This is a genomic window from Wenyingzhuangia gracilariae, from assembly GCF_056387575.1.
In genome coordinates, this window is the sequence record NZ_CM150748.1 from 1,326,285 (window position 1) to 1,345,351 (window position 19,067).

Sequence of the window (19,067 nt, forward strand, 5' to 3'; positions counted from 1 at the left end):
AATGAACAAATTTTTCAAACTATTTACTTTAGGTCTTTTAGGGACTTTTACATTCATCTCTTGTGGAGAGGACGGTTTAGATGGTATTAATGGAACAGACGGAGCTAATGGTGCTGATGGTACCAATGGTAAAGACGGAAAAGATGCTGAAAACGTAAAAACAATTGCTCAAATGAGCTTTAACAAAGTAGGTACTTTTACCAATGGAAACGATGAAGCTTATGCTGAAATTTCTGCTTTTGACCCTACCACCAACAAATTATTTATTGTAAACCCAGAAGAAGATGAAATTTCTGTTTTAGATTTATCGAACGTAACAAACCCTGTAAAAGGAACTTCTATTTCTTTAACAGGTAGTCCAAACTCTGTAGCTGTTCATAGCGGTATTTTAGCAGTAGCTGTAGAAAACACAAACAAACAAGCTAACGGAACTATAGAAACATACAATACAAGCACACAAGCTTCTATTCAATCATATGCTGCAGGTGCTTTACCTGATATGGTTACTTTTTCTCCTGATGGAAAATATATTATTTCTGCAAACGAAGGAGAACCTAACGATGATTATGATGTAGATCCTGAAGGTTCTATTACGATTGTAGAAGTTGCTAACGGTAATGTTACACAAATATCATTTGCTGGTTTAACAAACCCTGGAAACGACTTTAGAGTATTTGGTCCTGGTGCTACATTACAACAAGACGTAGAACCTGAATACGTTGCTGTTTCTGATGATTCTAAAACCGCTTATGTTGCCTTACAAAAAAACAACGGAATGGCAATAGTAGATTTAGACTCTAAAACAATTACCAAGTTAGTTGGTTTAGGTGTTAAAGATTTTAATCTTTCAGGAAACGAAATAGATGCTTCTAATAAAGATGGTATTGCTGGTAACTTAAAAAACTGGAACGTATTAAGCTACTACATGCCAGATGCAATCGACTATTTTACATCAAACGGAAACGGATACATTGTTTCTGCTAACGAAGGTGATTCTAGAGATTATGATGGTTACTCAGAAGAAGAAAGAGTAAAAGATATAGAATTAGATCCTAATGCATATCCAAACGCAGAGTGGTTACAAGAAGACGAAAACTTAGGTCGTTTAAAAATAACAACTGCTAATGGAAAAAATGAGGATGATAAATACGAACAAATTTACGGATATGGAGCTCGTTCTTTTTCTATTTGGAACACTAACGGAGAAAGAGTATACGATTCTGGTTCTGAAATTGCTAGAAAAACTTTAACTCTTGCTCCTTCTATATTTAACCAAGATGAAGGAAAAGCAGATGGAAGATCTGACGATAAAGGAGCAGAACCTGAAGCTGTAAAAACGCTAAAAATAGGTGATGAAACAATTTTATTTGTAGGACTAGAAAGAACTAGTGGTGTTTTGGTTTACAACGTAACCAATGCTTTAAACCCACAATTTGTAACATGGTTATACGATGCTAACGACATTTCTCCTGAAGGAATTACAGTTGTAGACAAGGCAGATAGCCCTACAGGAAATTATTTAATGATAGCAACGCACGAAGTATCTAGTACAATTGCTATTTACGAAATTGAATAGGTTATTTCCCTATATACTTCTTAAAAAAGGCTTTAGAATATATTTCTAAAGCCTTTTGTTTCTATTCTAAATTACTCCATCTTTTTACCATACCTCTCTAAATAAAATCCTCTAATGTCCTACAAAAAAATTAAAAACATATGCGTGGTTCAACTTATCATCTTTTAGCATTTTTAGTTGGCTTTCTATTTGAGTTAAACCATTAAGGAGTCATTCCATCACTTACTAACCAAGGTGTATCTTGATCATTTTCACCCCTCTATTTTTCAATTCTCCTATTAAATTTTAATTATTATAAATTTTTGTTACGAACGATTATTATTCAGAATAACTAATCTTATCACTAAGGTATTAAACCTTTAAAAAAACGTTCTTTTTATATAAAAAACAAAGCAAATACCACTCCAAAACAATAACACCAATTATAATTACAACAGGCTTTAAATCTCCAAATAAATTAGCAAAGCCTCCAAACACAAAATTTGAAGTTGTTTCAAAATCTATCATTTTATTCGCCATATAAATAGTTATGGAGTTTAAGCCTATAACACGGAAGAAAAAAGTCCATTTCTGATATTTCCAAACATCAATTACCAGATAAAATAAAGCTATTAGTATAAAACTGATTCCTCCTGTTAACAGATTAAAGGTTGATGTCCATAGTGATTTAATTATAGGATACCATGGTTTTAAAATTAAAGCAATCGCAATTAATATGAACCCTGAGACCACCATAATAATCACTTTCTTATTTGGTAAATATTTTTCCGTACGTAAAACATATCCAGCTATCACCCCCATAAGTGTTGTTGCCACAGCTGAAATTATACAAAGTATGCCTTCTGGATCTCCATATTTACCTAATAATTTACCTGGAAGCATTAAACGGTCTATGTAACCATTCCAACCTTGCTGATGACTAAAAAAACCTGCTCCATACCCGGGAACAGGCACAAATAATTGTAATATTCCATAACCTATTACAATTCCTAAGACCCAATAAATTACTCCCTTTAATGAGCGATAGTTTATCGCAATAATTGCAGCTATTAAATAAGCTAAACCTATTTGACCTAATACACTTGCAATTCTTAAAGAACCAAATTCAAATTGCAATGCTCCGTTGTAAATAGTTCCTAAAATCACTAGAACAAAGGCTCTTTTAAAAATTTTCAAATACAAAGATCTCTTTGGAATACCTTTTTCCAATTTACTTAATAAAGCATAAGGAATAGCTACCCCAGAGATGAACATAAACAAAGGAAATATTAAATCGAAAAAATGAAACCCATTCCACTTGTGATGCATTTGCTTAGACATAACATCTGCCCAAGCCCATTCTGTATTTTTTGCCAAAGCGTGAAAAAACAAATCTCCACCAACAATCCAAAGCATATCAAAGCCTCTAAGCGTATCTAATGATAGTAAACGTTGTTTCTTAGTATTTTTATGTTCTTGCATGGTTTAATTCTTTTTGTTGTTTTGGTATGTAAGGTCATCTGGTGCCAATTCTCCTGCTTCAAAAGGGGTTTTAAATTTTTCTTTTGGATAGTTAAAATTAGCTTCTTTTAATACTTTTGGAAATAAATCTATGTTATCACCTAGTCTTTTTCGTTCTTCTTCCAATAAAACAAATAGCTTGTTTTTTACATTTGAATATTCAGCTTCGTTAATAAGATTATTTATTTCGTCTGGATCTTCTTTTAAATCAAATATGATCTCTGTATTATCTAAAGTATTTATAGTGTTTTGTTTTTGGTCATCAGTAAAAACTAATAGAATATTTGGTTTTTCATGTAAAGAGACATTGGTTGACTGGTTACCACACGCAATACACAACAACAAATAAAAGTTTATACGTTTTGTTACCTTCTTACTGAATTAGCTTTTTTATAGTATGCTACGCTGTCATCTTCTTTTTAAAAACTTTTCGGCACTCCCCTTACTTAACAGCTGCCATAAGGAAGCAACGGTCCAACCTGGAGCAAAATGCGTGTTATAAAATCCTTTACCGTTTTTACCATAATCCCAATTGGTGTGCTGCACCACCTCTGGGTAATATCCTATTTTTGAAATGCCACACATATTTCCTGAGTAAGGTAAAAGCTGTGTCATACTTGATTTTATAACATCTGCAAATTCTGAAAAACGTGGTTCATTTTCCATTTCTGCCAATCCGTATAAAACATCGGCAAATTCAAAAATAAATACATCTATATGATTGTTTTCGGTAGATACATTTCCCCACCCTCTAGATTTAAATCCTAAATCTCCTAACATTTGTCCTTGAGCAAATGGCACATCCCAAGTGTAATACCAAGACAAAGCAAAATAGGCTGCTTTTTTAGCTAAAGCTGTGTATTTTGCTTTCTCTTTTCCTTTGGAAATTAAAGCCAGATAATACATAGCGGTTGATGCATAAAGAGACGCTTCTTTATCTTCACAATTAGCATCTAGTGTAGACGAAAAGTAATCTGATTGTGAAATAATTTCAGTTTCAAGATAAACACCTGTTTTCTTTGCACTCTTTAAATATGTCTTATCTTTAAAATATTTAGAAGCCATTACCAGTGGAAGTGTTGCCGAAGGTGTGCTCCCACCACTTGCATCTTTAATATTGTTGTTATCATCAAATTTTCTTGGAAAACTACCATCTTCATTTTGAAGTGTGATTAAATTAGACAATAGATCTTTTATACGTTTTTCCCATTCAGGATGCTTTCTTCCTTGCTTCTTTTCATACTTCAAGTAATGTAGCAAAGCATAGATACCCTCTGATTGTCTACGAATACTATAAATATCACTTTGTGTTACATTTTTGTATTTTATAGATTCTCTTAAATATCCGTTAGAAGTAAATCCATTTTTTAAATAAGAATCGAAAATACTATTGGCATTGACTTTTAACATCTCATTCTTATTTTGCTCTGCATATTCTAAAGCAAAAAAAGCATTTAGCAGTACTCTACCCAAAAAACCTATTTCGGCACGGTCATTTTTTGCACCTTTTTCGGTAAGTAAATGCACTCCAGAGTAATAATTTAAATCGTCTGTTTGGGTATAACTTTCTTTATAAAAATTAGAAAGTGTACTTTTTACAAAATCTATGGAATGACTTGTATTCATTTCTTTAGGAGCGTAAGTATCATATGCGTATTCCCAAACTTGTTTTGTGAAGTCGGCAAAATCTTTGGCTTTCCCCTCTTTCACTTCCCAAGTCAATATTTTTATTTGTCCTTTTTCTAATTTTTCAAAAGCATGAATTGACGGTGCCAATGTACTTTTTCTGATGTACGATTTTGGTGTTTCAACATAAGGAAAACCAACCGATATACTCGTTTTTCCATCTACATTTTCAAATCCAGTAAATCCTAAATCATTCGCTCCAGATAGGATGACTTCTCCTTGGTTTAATTGACTATATGCATATTTTTTTATATCATCTCGTCTTGCCACAAAGCAATAGGTCTTATTTGCTTCACTAAAAACTCCTGTTAATGGCGAACTCAATCTATCTTCTCTAACCAACCAACTGTCAGAGGTATGAAATGAAGGTGCTTTTTTAGGCGAACGTAAATTTTGACGATACCAAAACCCTGGCATTAAAAACAAATTATCTTTATGCTTAGTATTACCTACCAATATACTTTGTTTATAATTGAAGAAAATGGTTTCCTTTGCTTCTATTTTAATGGTATAAATAGATGAATTACCTTGCTTTTTTATCTTTCCAGAAATGAGTAGCGGCAATTTAGTTTCGGAATTAAACTCTATCGTTTCTTTATTCTTTATTTCTGTTATTAAAAGATAAGATTGTGCGGAATTCCCAGGTTTCTTCAACATTAAGAATACCTCAAGCTCATGTAAGCTATTTACAGCTTTTATGTTTTTACTATATGTTGATACCGTTTTATAAGATGAAGAAAAGTTTGTCTGTGCCTTCAAACTTAATAATGGCATTACTAAAACAAGTACCCCGAAAAATTGTTTTATATGTTTTACTTTCATTTCTATTTTAAGCTTATTAATGTTTAAATAATTTTAAACTAATTTACTGAAAACTTATATACGCAAACCGAATGATACTCTTCATTTGGTTTTAATAATGTTGACGGAAAGTTTTCATGATTTGGACTATCGGGAAAATGTTGCGTTTCTAAACAAAATGCACCACGATGTTTATAAGCTTTACCATACTTTCCTATATCACTTCCATCTAAAAAATTACCACCATAAAACTGTAACCCTGGTTCGTTAGTATAAACTTCTATGGTTCTTCCCGAATTTGGTTCATTAATTTTCGCAGCAAATGTTAAACCTGATGTTACTTTGTTTAGTACCCAATTATGGTCATAACCCTGTCCAAATTTTAATTGTTCAAAATTCGCATCTACACGTTTTCCAATTGGTGTTGCGTTTACAAAATCCATAGGTGTATTTTTAACTTTTTTTATTTCCCCTGTTGGAATAAGTCCTTCGTCTACTGGTGTATAATGGCTTGCATTAATTGTTAAAATATGGTTATTAATACTTCCGTTCCCTGCACCATGCAAGTTAAAAAAACTATGGTGAGTTAGGCTTAAATGTGTGGGCGTATCAGTAGTTGCCCAATATTCAACTTTTAACTCATTCTTATTAGTTAACGTATATATCACCTTTGTTTGTACATTTCCGGGGTAACCTTCTTCCATATCTTTTGAAAAATAGGTTAACTCTAAAGTATGGTCATCAATTTGCTTAGAATCCCAAACTACATTATGAAACCCTTTGGTCCCACCATGCAAATGATTTTCTCCATTATTCTTGACGAAGTTATAAGTTGTTTTATTTAGCATAAACCTTCCCTTATTTATTCGATTACCATATCTACCAATCAAGGCACCGTAATAAATTTCGTTACTATTTAGGTATCCATCAATGGTTTCATATCCAAGTACAATATCTTCCATTTCACCTTCTCTGTCTGGTGTCCAAAGTGTTACAACTCGTCCACCATAATTGGTAATTTGCGCTATTAAACCATTACTATTTTTAAGTGTAAATAACTTTACCTCTTTACCATCTAATATTTTTTTGAAATTACTGTTAGGAAATAAAGTAATAGACTTTTTCTGTTGATTACATGCAAAAAGTAACAAACAAAACACTCCTGCTAAAACTTGCTCTCTTACAACAATCTTAAATGTTTTTTTATAAAATAGACCTTTCATTATTTTAAATGTAGCTTTTCTGTTTTGTAATAATTACTAATTATAGGTTTGTATTTTTTAAACAAACCTTTCACAACCTCTACTTCATCACCCTCTGTATTAGGGTTTAAATTCTTTTTTGAGTTTATCCAATCTGTTTCCCAATCTGCTAGCTTGCTATAAAATTCATTTGCCCTTAAAGCTTCTCTTCTATAAGATTGAGGCAAACCTTCTTCTGAATAATTAGTGCCATTCTTAAGGTGGTTTTCTAAAAAATCAAACCACTTTTCCCAACGCGGTTTGTAGTAGCCTTTTATTAATCCACTCCATTCTCTCCAGGAATAATCGTAAATCATCATTATTTCATCTCCTCCCCATTGTGTAACTAACATAGAAGCGTTCTTTTCATACAAAGCTTTTTCCGCCTCTGTTGTACCCCATTTTCTTGCATCTGCAACCCATGTATCAAAAATCAGTTCAGGTCTGGTTCTAAGCAACATATCTACATCATCTAATAATTCAAAAAAGGCTCCACTGTGTTTTTGAAAATCTTCAAGATTCTTTTCTTTAAATGCTTTAGATGATTGTTTTTGCATTTCTTGACTTAAATTGGATAAAATTTGCCTCTGAATATCTACTACATCAAAACGATAAGGATCTGATTTCTGCAATATTTCGGCATCCTTAAGCAAATAATCTAAAGTATTTACAAGCTGCAAGGAGTCATAAGGTATTTTAAATCCGTTATTAGGTCCAGAACGTTTCACATCAATGGCAGGACGTGCTGCTATCATTGAACTAAATTCTAAATGATTGGTGCCCTCTTTGTATGGGTTTTTCCATAGTAAATCTATTGCCTTATTAGCATTATCTGATGGAGCCCCGTAGCGTCTTAGAGCATAGTTTTTAAGCCAACCTTCTACATCAATTTCTTTTTGATGAAATGTCATTTCAAAAGCTAAGTCATAGAATAATGGGTTTTGCCCAATACCCTCCATAAATAATCCTGAACCAACAGCATTTGGTGCTTTTTTCTTGGCTTTAGCAAATTGATTTCCTCCCACATGTGATAAATCGCCATGTAGATTATTTCTACCTCCAAAATTATGAAGATAGCCTACAACAAAATCATACCCCCAATCCTTAAACTTATTCCACTTCCAACCTGCTAAATCTAATATTAATAATTTATCTTTAGGTACAGCTTTAGCAATATCTTCTCTTATAGACCAAGATTGCATAGCCCAAACTGCAGATGAATCAAAATCATTAATTAGATCATGAATAGCGACACCCACTTTATTCAGATATTCTTTGGTTTCTTTTGGCGGTTTTCCTTCATGAAAAGGATCCGCTGCATACACCCCATGAGCACCAAAAAGTTGTTTTTCGGTTTCTAAGAATGTAGTTCCAAACTTTTTGAACAATGGGTCTAACGGATCTAATTGTGCAGTACCAGAGAAACCGCACCATCCCTCTTCTATTTGTATGGCAGCTTCTGGATACTTTTCTATTAATTTACGAGGCACATAACCCGAAAATCCTTCTTGTATGGGCTGCATGCCTAATTCTAATTGACGATCTATGATTTTTTTACCTAAAACTATATGAGTATCTATCCAATTTTTTGGTAAGGGACCTTCATGACTTTGAATATTAGCCATCCATTGCCATGCAAAAAATGCAGGACCTACTAAAAACTCACGCGCTTCTTCGTCTGAAAAACCAAATTTTAATAAAGTATAATACCATGTGCCTTCTAACCCAACTACCGCAAGCGGCATGTTAATACCATTCATTGCCATATAATCTATTTCACGCTCCCAACGTTTCCAATCCCACCACGACGCACTGTAATTAAATGTGCAATAATTCATATATACACGGTATTCTGCATCAATTACCTTTCTGATTGATGTTTCTGGTAAAGGCAACTTCTTGGGAAGATCTAATTGATTACCATTCCAAGATAAATGAGCATTGCAAGTGTATTTTAAATACCAATGGTAGGCCGAAGCAAGTGCAATGGTATTGTTTCCTTTTAATAATACTTGGCCACTTTTCTTTGTAACTTCAAAAACATCTTTTCCTTCTTGGGAAGGAATTATTTCAAAAGAAAACTGATTTCCATATCCAGGTGTTACACGTTCTATAAGATTATAAGAAGGTTGAAATTGTTCTGGAACAACTACCTTTTGTTCTGTACAACTTGTTAATAAAACAATAAGATAAAAACAAGATAAAATAGAATACTTAAATGATTTTTCACACATCTATTACAAATAATTATTTGATCAAAAAGAAACCTTATAATTAAACAGAACACTCTGTTCTTTAATTAATTTAATTATAAATAGGTTTGTTTTAAAATTTAAAAAATGAACCTATTCCGAAATTCTATTTTTTAGATTAAATAGTAGTACTCAAATAATTATTTGTTGCACTCAAACGTACAAAACACTGTTTATCAAACAAATAAAAACAAGAAATTCTCTGTGCTTTTTAAGAAGTTTTCACTTTTCTGTATTCTGAAGGTGTACAGTTAAACCTATTTTTAAAGCATTTATTAAAATAGGCACGACTTTCAAACCCAGATAAAAAAATGACCTCGGAGATATTTTTGGAAGATGTACGGATTAGATTAGCTGCGTTATCAAGTCTTGTTTCACGAATAAATTCTTTTGGAGAATTTTTGTATTCTCTATTCATATTTTTATAGAGAGATGTTCTACTCATCCCCATAGCTTGAGCAAATTTTTGGATATCAAAACTTGAATCTGTAATATGATCCGCTACAACTTGTTCTACTTTTAATTTAAATGGGCTTTTTTCAATTTCCGTTTCTATTTTAGGTAGGTATTCTTTTGATTTCTTTTTTCTTAAAAAATAAACTAATCCTAAAACAAAAAAAACAGCTCCCAAAATGTATAATACATACCAATTGAACGGTTGTTTGGGTTTTGGCATTTCAGCCTTTAGACTATTTGAGCTCATTTTACTTAATTGAACCAATTCATCAGGGCTTAAAATGCGTTTCCAAATGATAAGATCATCCATATATCCAACAAAATGGTCATTCCAAATGTTATTCCCTATTCTTATCTTTTTACTAGCTTCTTGATGTGTATTTAAAGGAATTTCTTTTATTATTTTACCATCCACATAAAAACATATAGCCTTATCTTCATAATATGTTACCGCTACATGTTGCCAGTTATTAAGAAACGTTTCATTAGATTTAGCAAAATAATCTTCTACTTGCGGAACCGTAAACAATAATGATTCCGACCCAAAAATTCTAAAAGCAAAAGCATGACCAGAACTAACTAATGCAAGCCTTCCAGAAACTGTTGGTTTTACCCATACAGCAATAGTAATGGTATTATCAATCTTAACCTCTCCTAAATCAATATAACTTAAAGAATTAAACAAAGCTACCTTACCACGTTCTTCATCTTCTATAAAATTTATAGAGTTATGCTCGGGCTTGGTTAAAGTATTTCCTATTATTTTTTCACCGTCCATTGGTAAGTAAGCTAACACTTTCTCTGATAGCTTACATTTAGTTTTTGACTTACTATATAAGACACCTACATCACTACCGTCTAAAACAGTATCATAAAATTGAAAACCAGCTACCCTACCCTTAAAAAACTCTCTCCAATTATTTCGTCCAAGAACTACGTTTCCATGATTAGCTCTAACATTTCCTTTTAACTTAAAAGATTTTATTAAGCTTCCATTTAAATACATTTTAGCTATTGGAAAATCTACAACAGTAACCAGATAATACCATGTATCCTCACTTAATTCTAAGCCTTCTGTATTTGCCTGAAATTTATTAGGTTGTTCTATTTGAAGTTCTCTACCTGTTGTAGTCCTAACCCAATATTCACCACCAACATCTAATAATGTAGCATAACCAGATTTTAAATCAAAACTATTAAACCATACTGCTATTGAAAATTTAGAATCTAAATGATGAACCCCAACCTCAACTGCATTCTTTTCACCATCTATTAATACCGAAGTATTTCGTATTTGAATATTAGGCATATAACATTCTTCTTGTCCGTAAACAACAAAAAAAAAATTACAAATTAGAAAGATAAAGCAAGATATATAATACCTCATGATTTAGTTAAATAAGTAAATAAATCTAGTGATGTAAATTTATAACATAATTTTCTTTATTCTATTTATATACAAACCTTTTCTATAATTAGCATTCTACAAACTCTATCTCTCTATATTTTTTTTACAGTTTAACTACTATAAAGACTTCTTTTCTTTTTTGAACATAGCTCTAAGTTTCATTAACAAATCTTTATCCTAACCAATTCAAAAAACTATTATGCACTACTAAGTGTAATACACATCAAAATTTATTTCAAAAAAAAGACCTAGTTTTAATAAACTAGGTCTTCTATATAATTTGTAAAATTATTTTCTTTTAATAATCTCCTAAAGTTACAGGGTTTTGAGCCAATGCATTTTCTAATTGCTCATCATTAGGAGCTTTACCATGCCAAGCATGTGTATGCATCATATAATCAATTCCGTTCCCCATTTCTGTATATAATAAAATACAAACTGGTTTTCCTTTTCCTGTTAAAGATTGTGCTTGCTTAATGCTTGCTATAATCACCTCTAAATCATTTCCTTCTTTAACCTCTAAAACTTCCCATCCAAAAGATTCAAATTTAGCCTTTAAAGATCCCATTGGCATTACTTCATCTGTAGTACCATCAATTTGCTTTAAATTTACGTCTATTGCAGCAATGTAGTTGTCTACCTTTTTACCAGCAGCATACATAATTGCTTCCCAATTTTGACCTTCCTGTAATTCTCCATCACCGTGTAAACTATATACCAAACGATTATCACCGTTTAATTTTTTAGCTTGGGCAGCACCTAAAGCAACACTCATACCTTGACCTAAAGAACCTGAAGCTATTCTAATACCTGGCAAACCTTCGTGTGTTGTTGGGTGACCTTGCAATCTTGAATCTAACAAACGGAATGTTGCTAATTCTGATACTGGAAAATATCCGCTACGAGCTAATACACTATAAAATACTGGCGAAATGTGTCCGTTTGATAAAAAGAATAAATCCTCTCCTTTTCCATCCATTTCAAAATTAGAAGCATCGTACTTCATAATTTCTTGATACAAAGCAGTTATATACTCTGCACATCCTAAAGACCCTCCTGGGTGTCCAGAATTTACAGCATGTACCATACGTACAATATCTCTTCTAACTTGTTGTGTAAAATCTTTTAGCTCTTGAATAGTTGCCATTTATAAATTATTTAGTGTCGCAAAAATACAGTTTTATTTATGTAGCGCAAATTATTTCTAATTAGATATCATCATTATTGTTATAAAAAAAAGATTTTTTATCTATTTTCTTTCGTAGCAATTGTATCTATAACATTTAAAATTATTTGACAGCCTTTTTTTATTTCCTCATCGGAGATGGTTAGTGGTGGACTAATTCTTACCGCTCTTTTTTCATACAACAAGAAAAACAACAATAAACCTTGATTCATACACTCCATAACAACTTGAGTTGCTATATTTTCGGTTTCCATAATTAAAGCCAACATTAGTCCTTTACCTCTAATTTCCTTAATCGCTTTGTGTTGCAAACAATTTCTAAACAATTGCTCTTTTCTTAAAGCTTCTTGCATTAGGTTGGTTTCTGTTATTTCTTTTAATGTAGCTAAAGCCGCTGCTGCAATTACAGGATGACCACCAAAAGTAGTTATGTGACCTAGTTTAGGATGTTCTTGTAACTTTTGCATATTTTTAAAACTACTAATAAAAGCACCAATAGGCATTCCACCTCCTAACCCTTTCCCAGTAATTAAAATATCGGGAATACAGTTGTACTGTTCAAAACCAAACAACGTTCCTGTTCTTCCTACTCCTGATTGAATTTCATCAAGAATTAACATTGCCCCCACTTGATTGCAACGTTTTCTAACTTTTGCTAAATAGTTGTTTTTAGAAACAATAAAACCTGCTCCTCCTTGTATTGTTTCTAAAATAACTGCAGCTGTTTCTTCTGTAATTTTTTCTAAATCTTTTTCATCATTAAAAGTGATGAATTTTGTTCCTGGAATTAAAGGTCTAAACGCACTGTTTTGTTCTTCTGCTCCACAAACACTCATAGCTCCTTGCGTGTTTCCGTGATAAGCATTTTTTGCAGCCACTACTTCTGCCCTACCTGTTACCCTTTTAGCTAATTTTAAAGCTCCTTCTGTAGCTTCGGTTCCTGAATTTACTAAGTACACAGTATTTAAATTTTCAGGTAGCAAATCACTTAACAGTTTGCACAAATCTGTTTGTGGTTGCTGTATAAACTCTCCATACACCATTACATGTGTGTAAGCATCTACTTGATTTTTTATAGCTTCGGACACCCTGGGATGATTGTGTCCTAAACTATTGGCAGATACTCCTGCTATAAAATCTAAATATTCTTTTCCGTTTGCATCATACACAAAAGATCCGCTTGCACTAGCAATTTCAATAGCCAAAGCATGAGGTGTTGTTTGAGCTTGATGCTTAAAAAAATGTTCTCTTAAATTAGTCATGAATAAAAATATCTTCTTTTTTTAGCGGCCTTTCTGCTCCTCTCCAAATAAATCCTTTGATTATTTTTCTGTCCTCTGGAAATTTACTAGGCGGATACGTTTTTCCATCTGGCTTTTTTAAAAACATAATGTCTTGAATTTTGTTCTCTTTTAAATTGAACAAAATATTACTACATTCCATATCCATAATAGCTGTTAGTTCCGATTTTTCATTTCTAGCATAATTTACAACCGCTCCGTTTCCTTTTGCCAACAAAGTAGTAAGTTTTTGATTTTCGAACTTACCATACATGTTTCTTCCTTTTATCTGGTTGTATCCAATGCTATCTTTTTGAACAATGAATGCATTTTTTATAATATTTAAAGAATCTAGCTTATTGGTTTCTAAATTGTTAATCAACCGAATACTATCTCCTGTAATTTGATTGGCTCCTGACCATAATACAGGATTTGAGAATAATTCTGTAATTCCTTTTCCTTGATGTGTAACCAAAGAATCACACTTACCACTTAAATCTGATTTAAAAATTTTTACGTGATGAAAAACCTTCATCAACTTGTTTTTTTCTGGACCTGTTATAGAAAGTGTGTCTCCGTGAATAAACATAGAATCTTTTTCTACGGTTGAAATTGCCAAAGGTTTTTTGGTTACTATTATAGAATCTTTCGCTCTATACACCTCTCCATAATCTCCAGTTACTATAATTTTGTTTACTGTATCAGTAATCACCAAATTACCTGTTCCAGATGCAAAGGCTTTTAACTTGTTGTAGTACAAACTATCTCCTTCAATCTCATTTGTTTCATGATAAATAACTGAGTTTTTTAACAAGTAACCCAAAGACAATCGAGTATCATAAATTCCTTTTTCGGTATACAGTTCACTTTCTTTATTTACAATAGTAGAGGGTCCATACAAATAGGTTCTTCCAGTTTCTGTATAATAATCCATATGACCTGTTTTTAAGTTCATATCTGGATTTACCACTGTTACATTCTGTCTTGCCGTTAACTTTTTATCATTGGCAAAGTACTCTCCTATTTGGCTCGTTAACGTGTTTTGCTGATTTACAATGGTTCCAAAACAATCGTAACTTAACACTTGTGTAGCTCTGTTAAACTTTAACGTGTCTGTGGTTAACGTAATGTCTTTATCTTTTACCACTACTTTTCCCCAAGAAAGTGCTTTTTGACTGTCTCCATCGTACTGTAAGTGATCGCTTTTTTGTGTTAAGGTATCTGCCTGATTTACAAACACATCGCCATAAGCATACAGTCTGTTTTCTAACTGATAGAACAACGCTTTTTTACAGGTTAACAAAGCTCCTTTGTGCTCTACCTGTACATCTCCATTTAACACCATAGCCCCTGGGTATTGTTTTGGGTTTCTATAGGTTTGATTGGAATGTAATATTTTTATTTTACTGGTTTGTGAAACTCCTAAGAAAGGAATTAAACAAAGCAAAAGTGTTTTAATTTGGGCTGTTAATTTCATACGCTGACAAAGATACTTTATTCCCCGTATTTTGGAAATCTTTGTTTCATTATTGCTTTACAAGCTTAATGCCAAGCTTCCATTCTATTTTTATAAAAAAGCTATCCATAAAAAAATCCCTCATTATAATAATGAGGGATTTTTCTATTTGTTAACTATGCTGATATTATCTTTCAATAGTTTGTTTTCTATCTGGTCCTACAGAAACAATGGTAATCTTAATACCTGTTTCTTTTTCTATAAAATCAATATAGTTATTTAACGCTGCTGGTAATTGATCTTCAGAAGTCATCCCTGTTAAATCTTCTTTCCATCCAGGGATTTCAGTATAAATAGGTTTTACGTTTTCTGGCTCAATATTGTAAGGGAAATGTTTGATTACTTCTCCTTTGTATTCGTAAGCAGTACACACTTTTAACGTTTCAAAACCAGATAAAACATCTGCTTTCATCATATTTAATTGTGTAACTCCGTTTACTTGACAAGCATATTTTAAAGCAACCATATCTAGCCATCCACATCTACGTGCACGACCTGTAGTTGCTCCAAATTCATGTCCAACTTTAGCCATTGTTGCTCCATCTTCATCAAACAATTCTGTTGGGAATGGTCCAGAACCTACACGCGTGGTGTATGCTTTAAAAATTCCATATACTTCTCCTATTTGATTTGGTGCTACTCCTAAACCAGTACAAGCTCCTGCTGCAGTAGTATTAGATGATGTTACAAATGGATACGTTCCAAAATCTACATCTAACAAAGAACCTTGAGCTCCTTCTGCTAAAATCTTTTTATTCGCTTTTATGGCTTGATGCAAGTACTCCTCACTATCAATAAAAGTTAACTCTTTTAATTTTTCTACACTGTTAAAGAAACATTCTCTTAACTCATCTAAATTATAATCTAATTCAACTCCATAAAAATCAATCATTTTTATGTGTTTCTGAGTTAATTTTTCAAAAATTTCTTTCCAGTTATCTAATTCTAAATCCCCTACACGCATTCCGTTACGCCCTGTCTTATCCATGTAAGTTGGACCAATACCTTTTAATGTAGAACCAATTTTATCTTTCCCTTTTGCTTTTTCAGATGCAGCATCTAACAAGCGGTGGGTTGGTAAAATTAAATGTGCTTTTCTAGAAATTAATAGTACTTTTTTAAAGTCTACATCAAACTTAGATAAGTTTTCTATTTCTTTGTTAAAAATCACAGGATCTATTACGACTCCGTTTCCTACAACATTAACAGCTTCTTTGTGAAAAATTCCGGAAGGAATTGTATGTAATACGTGTTTGTGTCCATCAAAGATTAAAGTGTGTCCTGCGTTAGGACCTCCTTGAAAACGAGATATTAAATTATAGTTTTGTGTTAACACATCCACTATTTTTCCTTTACCTTCATCTCCCCACTGTAATCCTAATAATAAATCTACTGCCATTTTAGTTTTATAAATGTAAAATTCTATTTTTCTTTTTTAGTACCGTAAAAATATAGCGAGTGCTTGTTTATTTCTACGTTAAAGACCTCTTCTATTGTTTTCTTAATTGTTTGTATTCTAGGATCACAAAATTCTATAACCTCTCCATTGTCTAAAATTAAATGATCGTGCTGTTTGTCAAAAAAACTTTTTTCGTAATGTGCCTGGTTTTGACCAAATTGGTGTCTTCTTACCAAACCACACTCTAACAACAATTCTATAGTATTGTATAGCGTTGCTCTACTTACACGATACTTTTTATTCTTCATATTTATATATAAAGACTCTATATCAAAATGTTCTTCCAAGTCGTATATTTCTTGTAAAATAGCAAAACGCTCAGGGGTTTTACGATGTTTGTTAGTTTCTAAAAACTTAACAAACACATTTTTAACGACTTCTTGATTTTTCTGTTTAGTATCCATAACTAGATTGTTGTTTAAAAACAGCAAGATGCAAATTTATACTTTTATTTCTTTTACCCATAAGAAAAGAAATGCTTTTTTTCTAAATTATACGTTTTACTCGCTTTACTCCTTTAATTCCTTGTAATTGGCTTATTATTTTTCTCAATTTGGTTCGGTTAGGAACTGTAACGGTAAATTTACCTTCAAACAAACTTCCATCACCAGCAATGTTTAAATTGTTAATGTTTACGTTGTTATTAGAAATAATACGTGTAATGTTTCCTAACATTCCCGATCCGTCTTCTCCTGTAATACTTAAAGTAACTTTAAATATTTGCTTGGTAGAATCTACCCAAGTTGCCTTCATAATTCTGTACGCATAGTTAGACTGCATACTTATGGCATTAGGACAGTTGTTTTTATGAACTTTAATTCCTTCGTTTACTGTTAAAAAGGCAAACACTTTATCTCCTGGAATTGGATTACAGCATTTTGAAAGTGTGTATTCTAATTTTTCGTTATCGTTTCCAAACAACAACATATCATAATTAGTACTAATTTCTTCTTTTTTAACTGCTTTAGAAGTGTCTGATTTAGTTCTTCTAAAAAGCTTTGCAAACGTACTTGATTGTTGATTTGCAAAATTTCTAATTTGAGTATTATCAATAGTTCCTACTCCAATTCTATAGAACAAATCGAACGTGGTTTTTAGTTTAAAAAAGGTAACCATAGCCCCTAAATTTTTGTCGGTCGGTTCTATTTTTAGGTGACGTAATTTTCTTTTTAAAACTTCTCTACCATATTCTGCTACTTTTCTTTCTTCTTCTTTTAAGGCTTGACGAATTTTGGCTCTTGCTCTAGCTGTAACTACAAACGTCAACCATCTTTCTGAAGGTTTTTGATTTTCTGAGGTAATTACTTCAACCTGATCTCCACTATTTAAAACCCTATCTAAAGGAGTTAATTTTCCATTTACTTTTACTCCTCTACATTTTAAACCAATATCTGTATGAATACTAAAAGCAAAATCTAAAGCAGAAGAACCTTTTGGCAACGATTTAATGTCTCCTTTGGGTGTAAATATGAAAATTTCTTTGGCATACAAATTCAGCTTAAAATCTTCTACAAAATCTACCGCATTTCCTGCCTGATTTTCTAACGTATCTTTTAACCTGTTTAACCAACCTTCTAAACCACTTTCGTTTACCTCTCCTTGTTTGTATTTAAAATGAGCTGCATATCCTTTTTCGGCAATTTCGTTCATACGTTTAGAACGAATTTGCACTTCTACCCATCTACCCTCGGGTCCCATTACCGTAATATGCAAAGCCTCGTAACCTGTCGTTTTAGGCTGAGAAATCCAATCTCTTAACCTACTCGGGTTCGGACGGTAATTATCCGTTACGATGGAATATATTTTCCATGCATCAAACTTTTCATTTTCAGTATCCGATTCGTAAATAATACGAATGGCAAATTTATCGTACACCTCTTCGTAGCGTACTCCTTGAGAACGCATTTTTTTACGAATCGAAAAAATAGATTTGGTTCTTCCTTTTATTTCAAAATTAAATCCTTGTTTTTCTAAATTGGCACTAATTTTAGATGAAAAATTATCTATATAATCTATTTGATTGTCTTTGTTTGCAATTATTTTTGCCTCAATATCTTTATAAACTTCGGGCTCTGTATATTTTAGACCTAAGTCTTCTAACTCCGTTTTAATGTTAAACAATCCTAAACGATGTGCTAGTGGAGCATAGATATATAAGGTTTCTGATGATATTTTAATCTGCTTATGTGCAGGCATAGAATCCATCGTTTGCATATTGTGTAAACGATCTGCTATTTTTATTAAAATTACACGAACATCATCATTTAAGGTCAATAGCATTTTACGGAAGTTTTCCGCCTGAATAGAGGCCATTTGATCTTTACTCATTCTAGAAATCTTGGTCAAACCATTTACGATTTTTGCTATTTTTTCTCCAAACAAGCGTTCCATATCTTCTATGGTGTAATCTGTATCTTCTACCACATCGTGCAACAAAGCAGCTGCAATAGACACAGCTCCCAATCCAATTTCTGAAGCTACAATTTTAGCCACTGCAATAGGATGATATATATAGGGTTCTCCTGTTTTTCTACGTTGATCACTATGTGCCTCTACAGCAATATCAAAAGCGCTACGAATCAACTTTTTATCTTCATCGGATAAATGCTGATAACTGTCTTTTAATAAGTCTTTATACCTACGTGTAATTTCTTTATTCTCCAATTCTGGATCAATAACATACCCCATAAACTCCAAGTTTTATAA

At 32.3% G+C, this 19,067-nt stretch carries 13 protein-coding genes; 1 reads left to right on the top strand and 12 read right to left on the bottom strand.

Annotation, left to right across the window (positions count from 1 at the left end):
- Position 1: 1 nt before the first annotated feature.
- Complete coding sequence (locus ACY2IJ_RS05785) at positions 2-1,576, top strand: choice-of-anchor I family protein (RefSeq protein WP_476726208.1); 1,575 nt, start codon at positions 2-4, stop codon at positions 1,574-1,576.
- 351 nt (positions 1,577-1,927) lie between these two features.
- Here the strand turns inward: ACY2IJ_RS05785 and ACY2IJ_RS05790 are convergent, their stop codons facing one another.
- The 12 genes from ACY2IJ_RS05790 to ACY2IJ_RS05845 all read right to left on the bottom strand — a co-directional run bounded on the left by ACY2IJ_RS05790 (position 1,928) and on the right by ACY2IJ_RS05845 (position 19,049).
- Positions 1,928-3,037 carry an acyltransferase family protein gene (locus tag ACY2IJ_RS05790; protein ID WP_476726209.1) on the bottom strand — a complete coding sequence of 370 codons (1,110 nt, stop codon included), beginning with the start codon at positions 3,035-3,037 and terminating at the stop codon, positions 1,928-1,930.
- 3 nt (positions 3,038-3,040) lie between these two features.
- Complete coding sequence (locus ACY2IJ_RS05795) at positions 3,041-3,421, bottom strand: hypothetical protein (RefSeq protein ID WP_476726210.1); 381 nt, start codon at positions 3,419-3,421, stop codon at positions 3,041-3,043.
- Positions 3,422-3,484: 63 nt separating this feature from the next.
- Positions 3,485-5,419, bottom strand: coding sequence for a hypothetical protein (locus ACY2IJ_RS05800; protein ID WP_476726211.1), 1,935 nt, complete (start codon positions 5,417-5,419; stop codon positions 3,485-3,487).
- 203 nt (positions 5,420-5,622) lie between these two features.
- Positions 5,623-6,786: an aldose epimerase family protein gene (locus ACY2IJ_RS05805; RefSeq protein ID WP_476726212.1), complete on the bottom strand. Its 1,164-nt coding sequence runs from the start codon at positions 6,784-6,786 to the stop codon at positions 5,623-5,625.
- The gene (locus tag ACY2IJ_RS05810) at positions 6,786-9,038 is read right to left on the bottom strand and encodes an alpha-N-acetylglucosaminidase (protein WP_476726213.1); all 2,253 of its coding nucleotides are present in this window, start codon (positions 9,036-9,038) and stop codon (positions 6,786-6,788) included. Before ACY2IJ_RS05810 ends, ACY2IJ_RS05805 begins: the two co-directional genes overlap by 1 nt.
- Positions 9,039-9,267: 229 nt before the next feature.
- The gene (locus tag ACY2IJ_RS05815; RefSeq protein WP_476726214.1) at positions 9,268-10,821 is read right to left on the bottom strand and encodes a LamG-like jellyroll fold domain-containing protein; all 1,554 of its coding nucleotides are present in this window, start codon (positions 10,819-10,821) and stop codon (positions 9,268-9,270) included.
- 397 nt (positions 10,822-11,218) lie between these two features.
- Positions 11,219-12,067 carry a transketolase gene (locus tag ACY2IJ_RS05820; RefSeq protein WP_476726215.1) on the bottom strand — a complete coding sequence of 283 codons (849 nt, stop codon included), beginning with the start codon at positions 12,065-12,067 and terminating at the stop codon, positions 11,219-11,221.
- A gap of 98 nt (positions 12,068-12,165) precedes the next feature.
- Positions 12,166-13,368, bottom strand: a complete 1,203-nt coding sequence (locus ACY2IJ_RS05825) for an aspartate aminotransferase family protein (RefSeq protein ID WP_476726216.1) — start codon at positions 13,366-13,368, stop codon at positions 12,166-12,168.
- Entirely contained in the window at positions 13,361-14,863 is a 1,503-nt protein-coding gene (locus ACY2IJ_RS05830) for an OstA-like protein (protein WP_476726217.1), read from the bottom strand. Before ACY2IJ_RS05830 ends, ACY2IJ_RS05825 begins: the two co-directional genes overlap by 8 nt.
- Positions 14,864-15,029: 166 nt before the next feature.
- The gene (locus ACY2IJ_RS05835; protein WP_476726218.1) at positions 15,030-16,301 is read right to left on the bottom strand and encodes an adenylosuccinate synthase; all 1,272 of its coding nucleotides are present in this window, start codon (positions 16,299-16,301) and stop codon (positions 15,030-15,032) included.
- Between the two features lie 23 nt (positions 16,302-16,324).
- Complete coding sequence (locus ACY2IJ_RS05840) at positions 16,325-16,765, bottom strand: Fur family transcriptional regulator (RefSeq protein WP_476726219.1); 441 nt, start codon at positions 16,763-16,765, stop codon at positions 16,325-16,327.
- Positions 16,766-16,847: 82 nt separating this feature from the next.
- Positions 16,848-19,049, bottom strand: a complete 2,202-nt coding sequence (locus tag ACY2IJ_RS05845; RefSeq protein ID WP_476726220.1) for a RelA/SpoT family protein — start codon at positions 19,047-19,049, stop codon at positions 16,848-16,850.
- Positions 19,050-19,067: the final 18 nt, after the last annotated feature.

Excerpts from the sequence above, each read along its gene's own strand:
- ACY2IJ_RS05845 (WP_476726220.1), bottom strand. The coding sequence starts at position 19,049 with ATGGGGTATGTTATTGATCCAGAATTGGAGAATAAAGAAATTACACGT.
- ACY2IJ_RS05820 (WP_476726215.1), bottom strand. The coding sequence starts at position 12,067 with ATGGCAACTATTCAAGAGCTAAAAGATTTTACACAACAAGTTAGAAGA.
- ACY2IJ_RS05815 (WP_476726214.1), bottom strand. The coding sequence starts at position 10,821 with ATGCCTAATATTCAAATACGAAATACTTCGGTATTAATAGATGGTGAA.
- ACY2IJ_RS05790 (WP_476726209.1), bottom strand. The coding sequence starts at position 3,037 with ATGCAAGAACATAAAAATACTAAGAAACAACGTTTACTATCATTAGAT.
- ACY2IJ_RS05840 (WP_476726219.1), bottom strand. The coding sequence starts at position 16,765 with ATGGATACTAAACAGAAAAATCAAGAAGTCGTTAAAAATGTGTTTGTT.
- ACY2IJ_RS05805 (WP_476726212.1), bottom strand. The coding sequence starts at position 6,786 with ATGAAAGGTCTATTTTATAAAAAAACATTTAAGATTGTTGTAAGAGAG.
- ACY2IJ_RS05835 (WP_476726218.1), bottom strand. The coding sequence starts at position 16,301 with ATGGCAGTAGATTTATTATTAGGATTACAGTGGGGAGATGAAGGTAAA.
- ACY2IJ_RS05830 (WP_476726217.1), bottom strand. The coding sequence starts at position 14,863 with ATGAAATTAACAGCCCAAATTAAAACACTTTTGCTTTGTTTAATTCCT.
- ACY2IJ_RS05785 (WP_476726208.1), top strand. The coding sequence starts at position 2 with ATGAACAAATTTTTCAAACTATTTACTTTAGGTCTTTTAGGGACTTTT.
- ACY2IJ_RS05825 (WP_476726216.1), bottom strand. The coding sequence starts at position 13,368 with ATGACTAATTTAAGAGAACATTTTTTTAAGCATCAAGCTCAAACAACA.
- ACY2IJ_RS05810 (WP_476726213.1), bottom strand. The coding sequence starts at position 9,038 with ATGTGTGAAAAATCATTTAAGTATTCTATTTTATCTTGTTTTTATCTT.
- ACY2IJ_RS05800 (WP_476726211.1), bottom strand. The coding sequence starts at position 5,419 with ATGTTGAAGAAACCTGGGAATTCCGCACAATCTTATCTTTTAATAACA.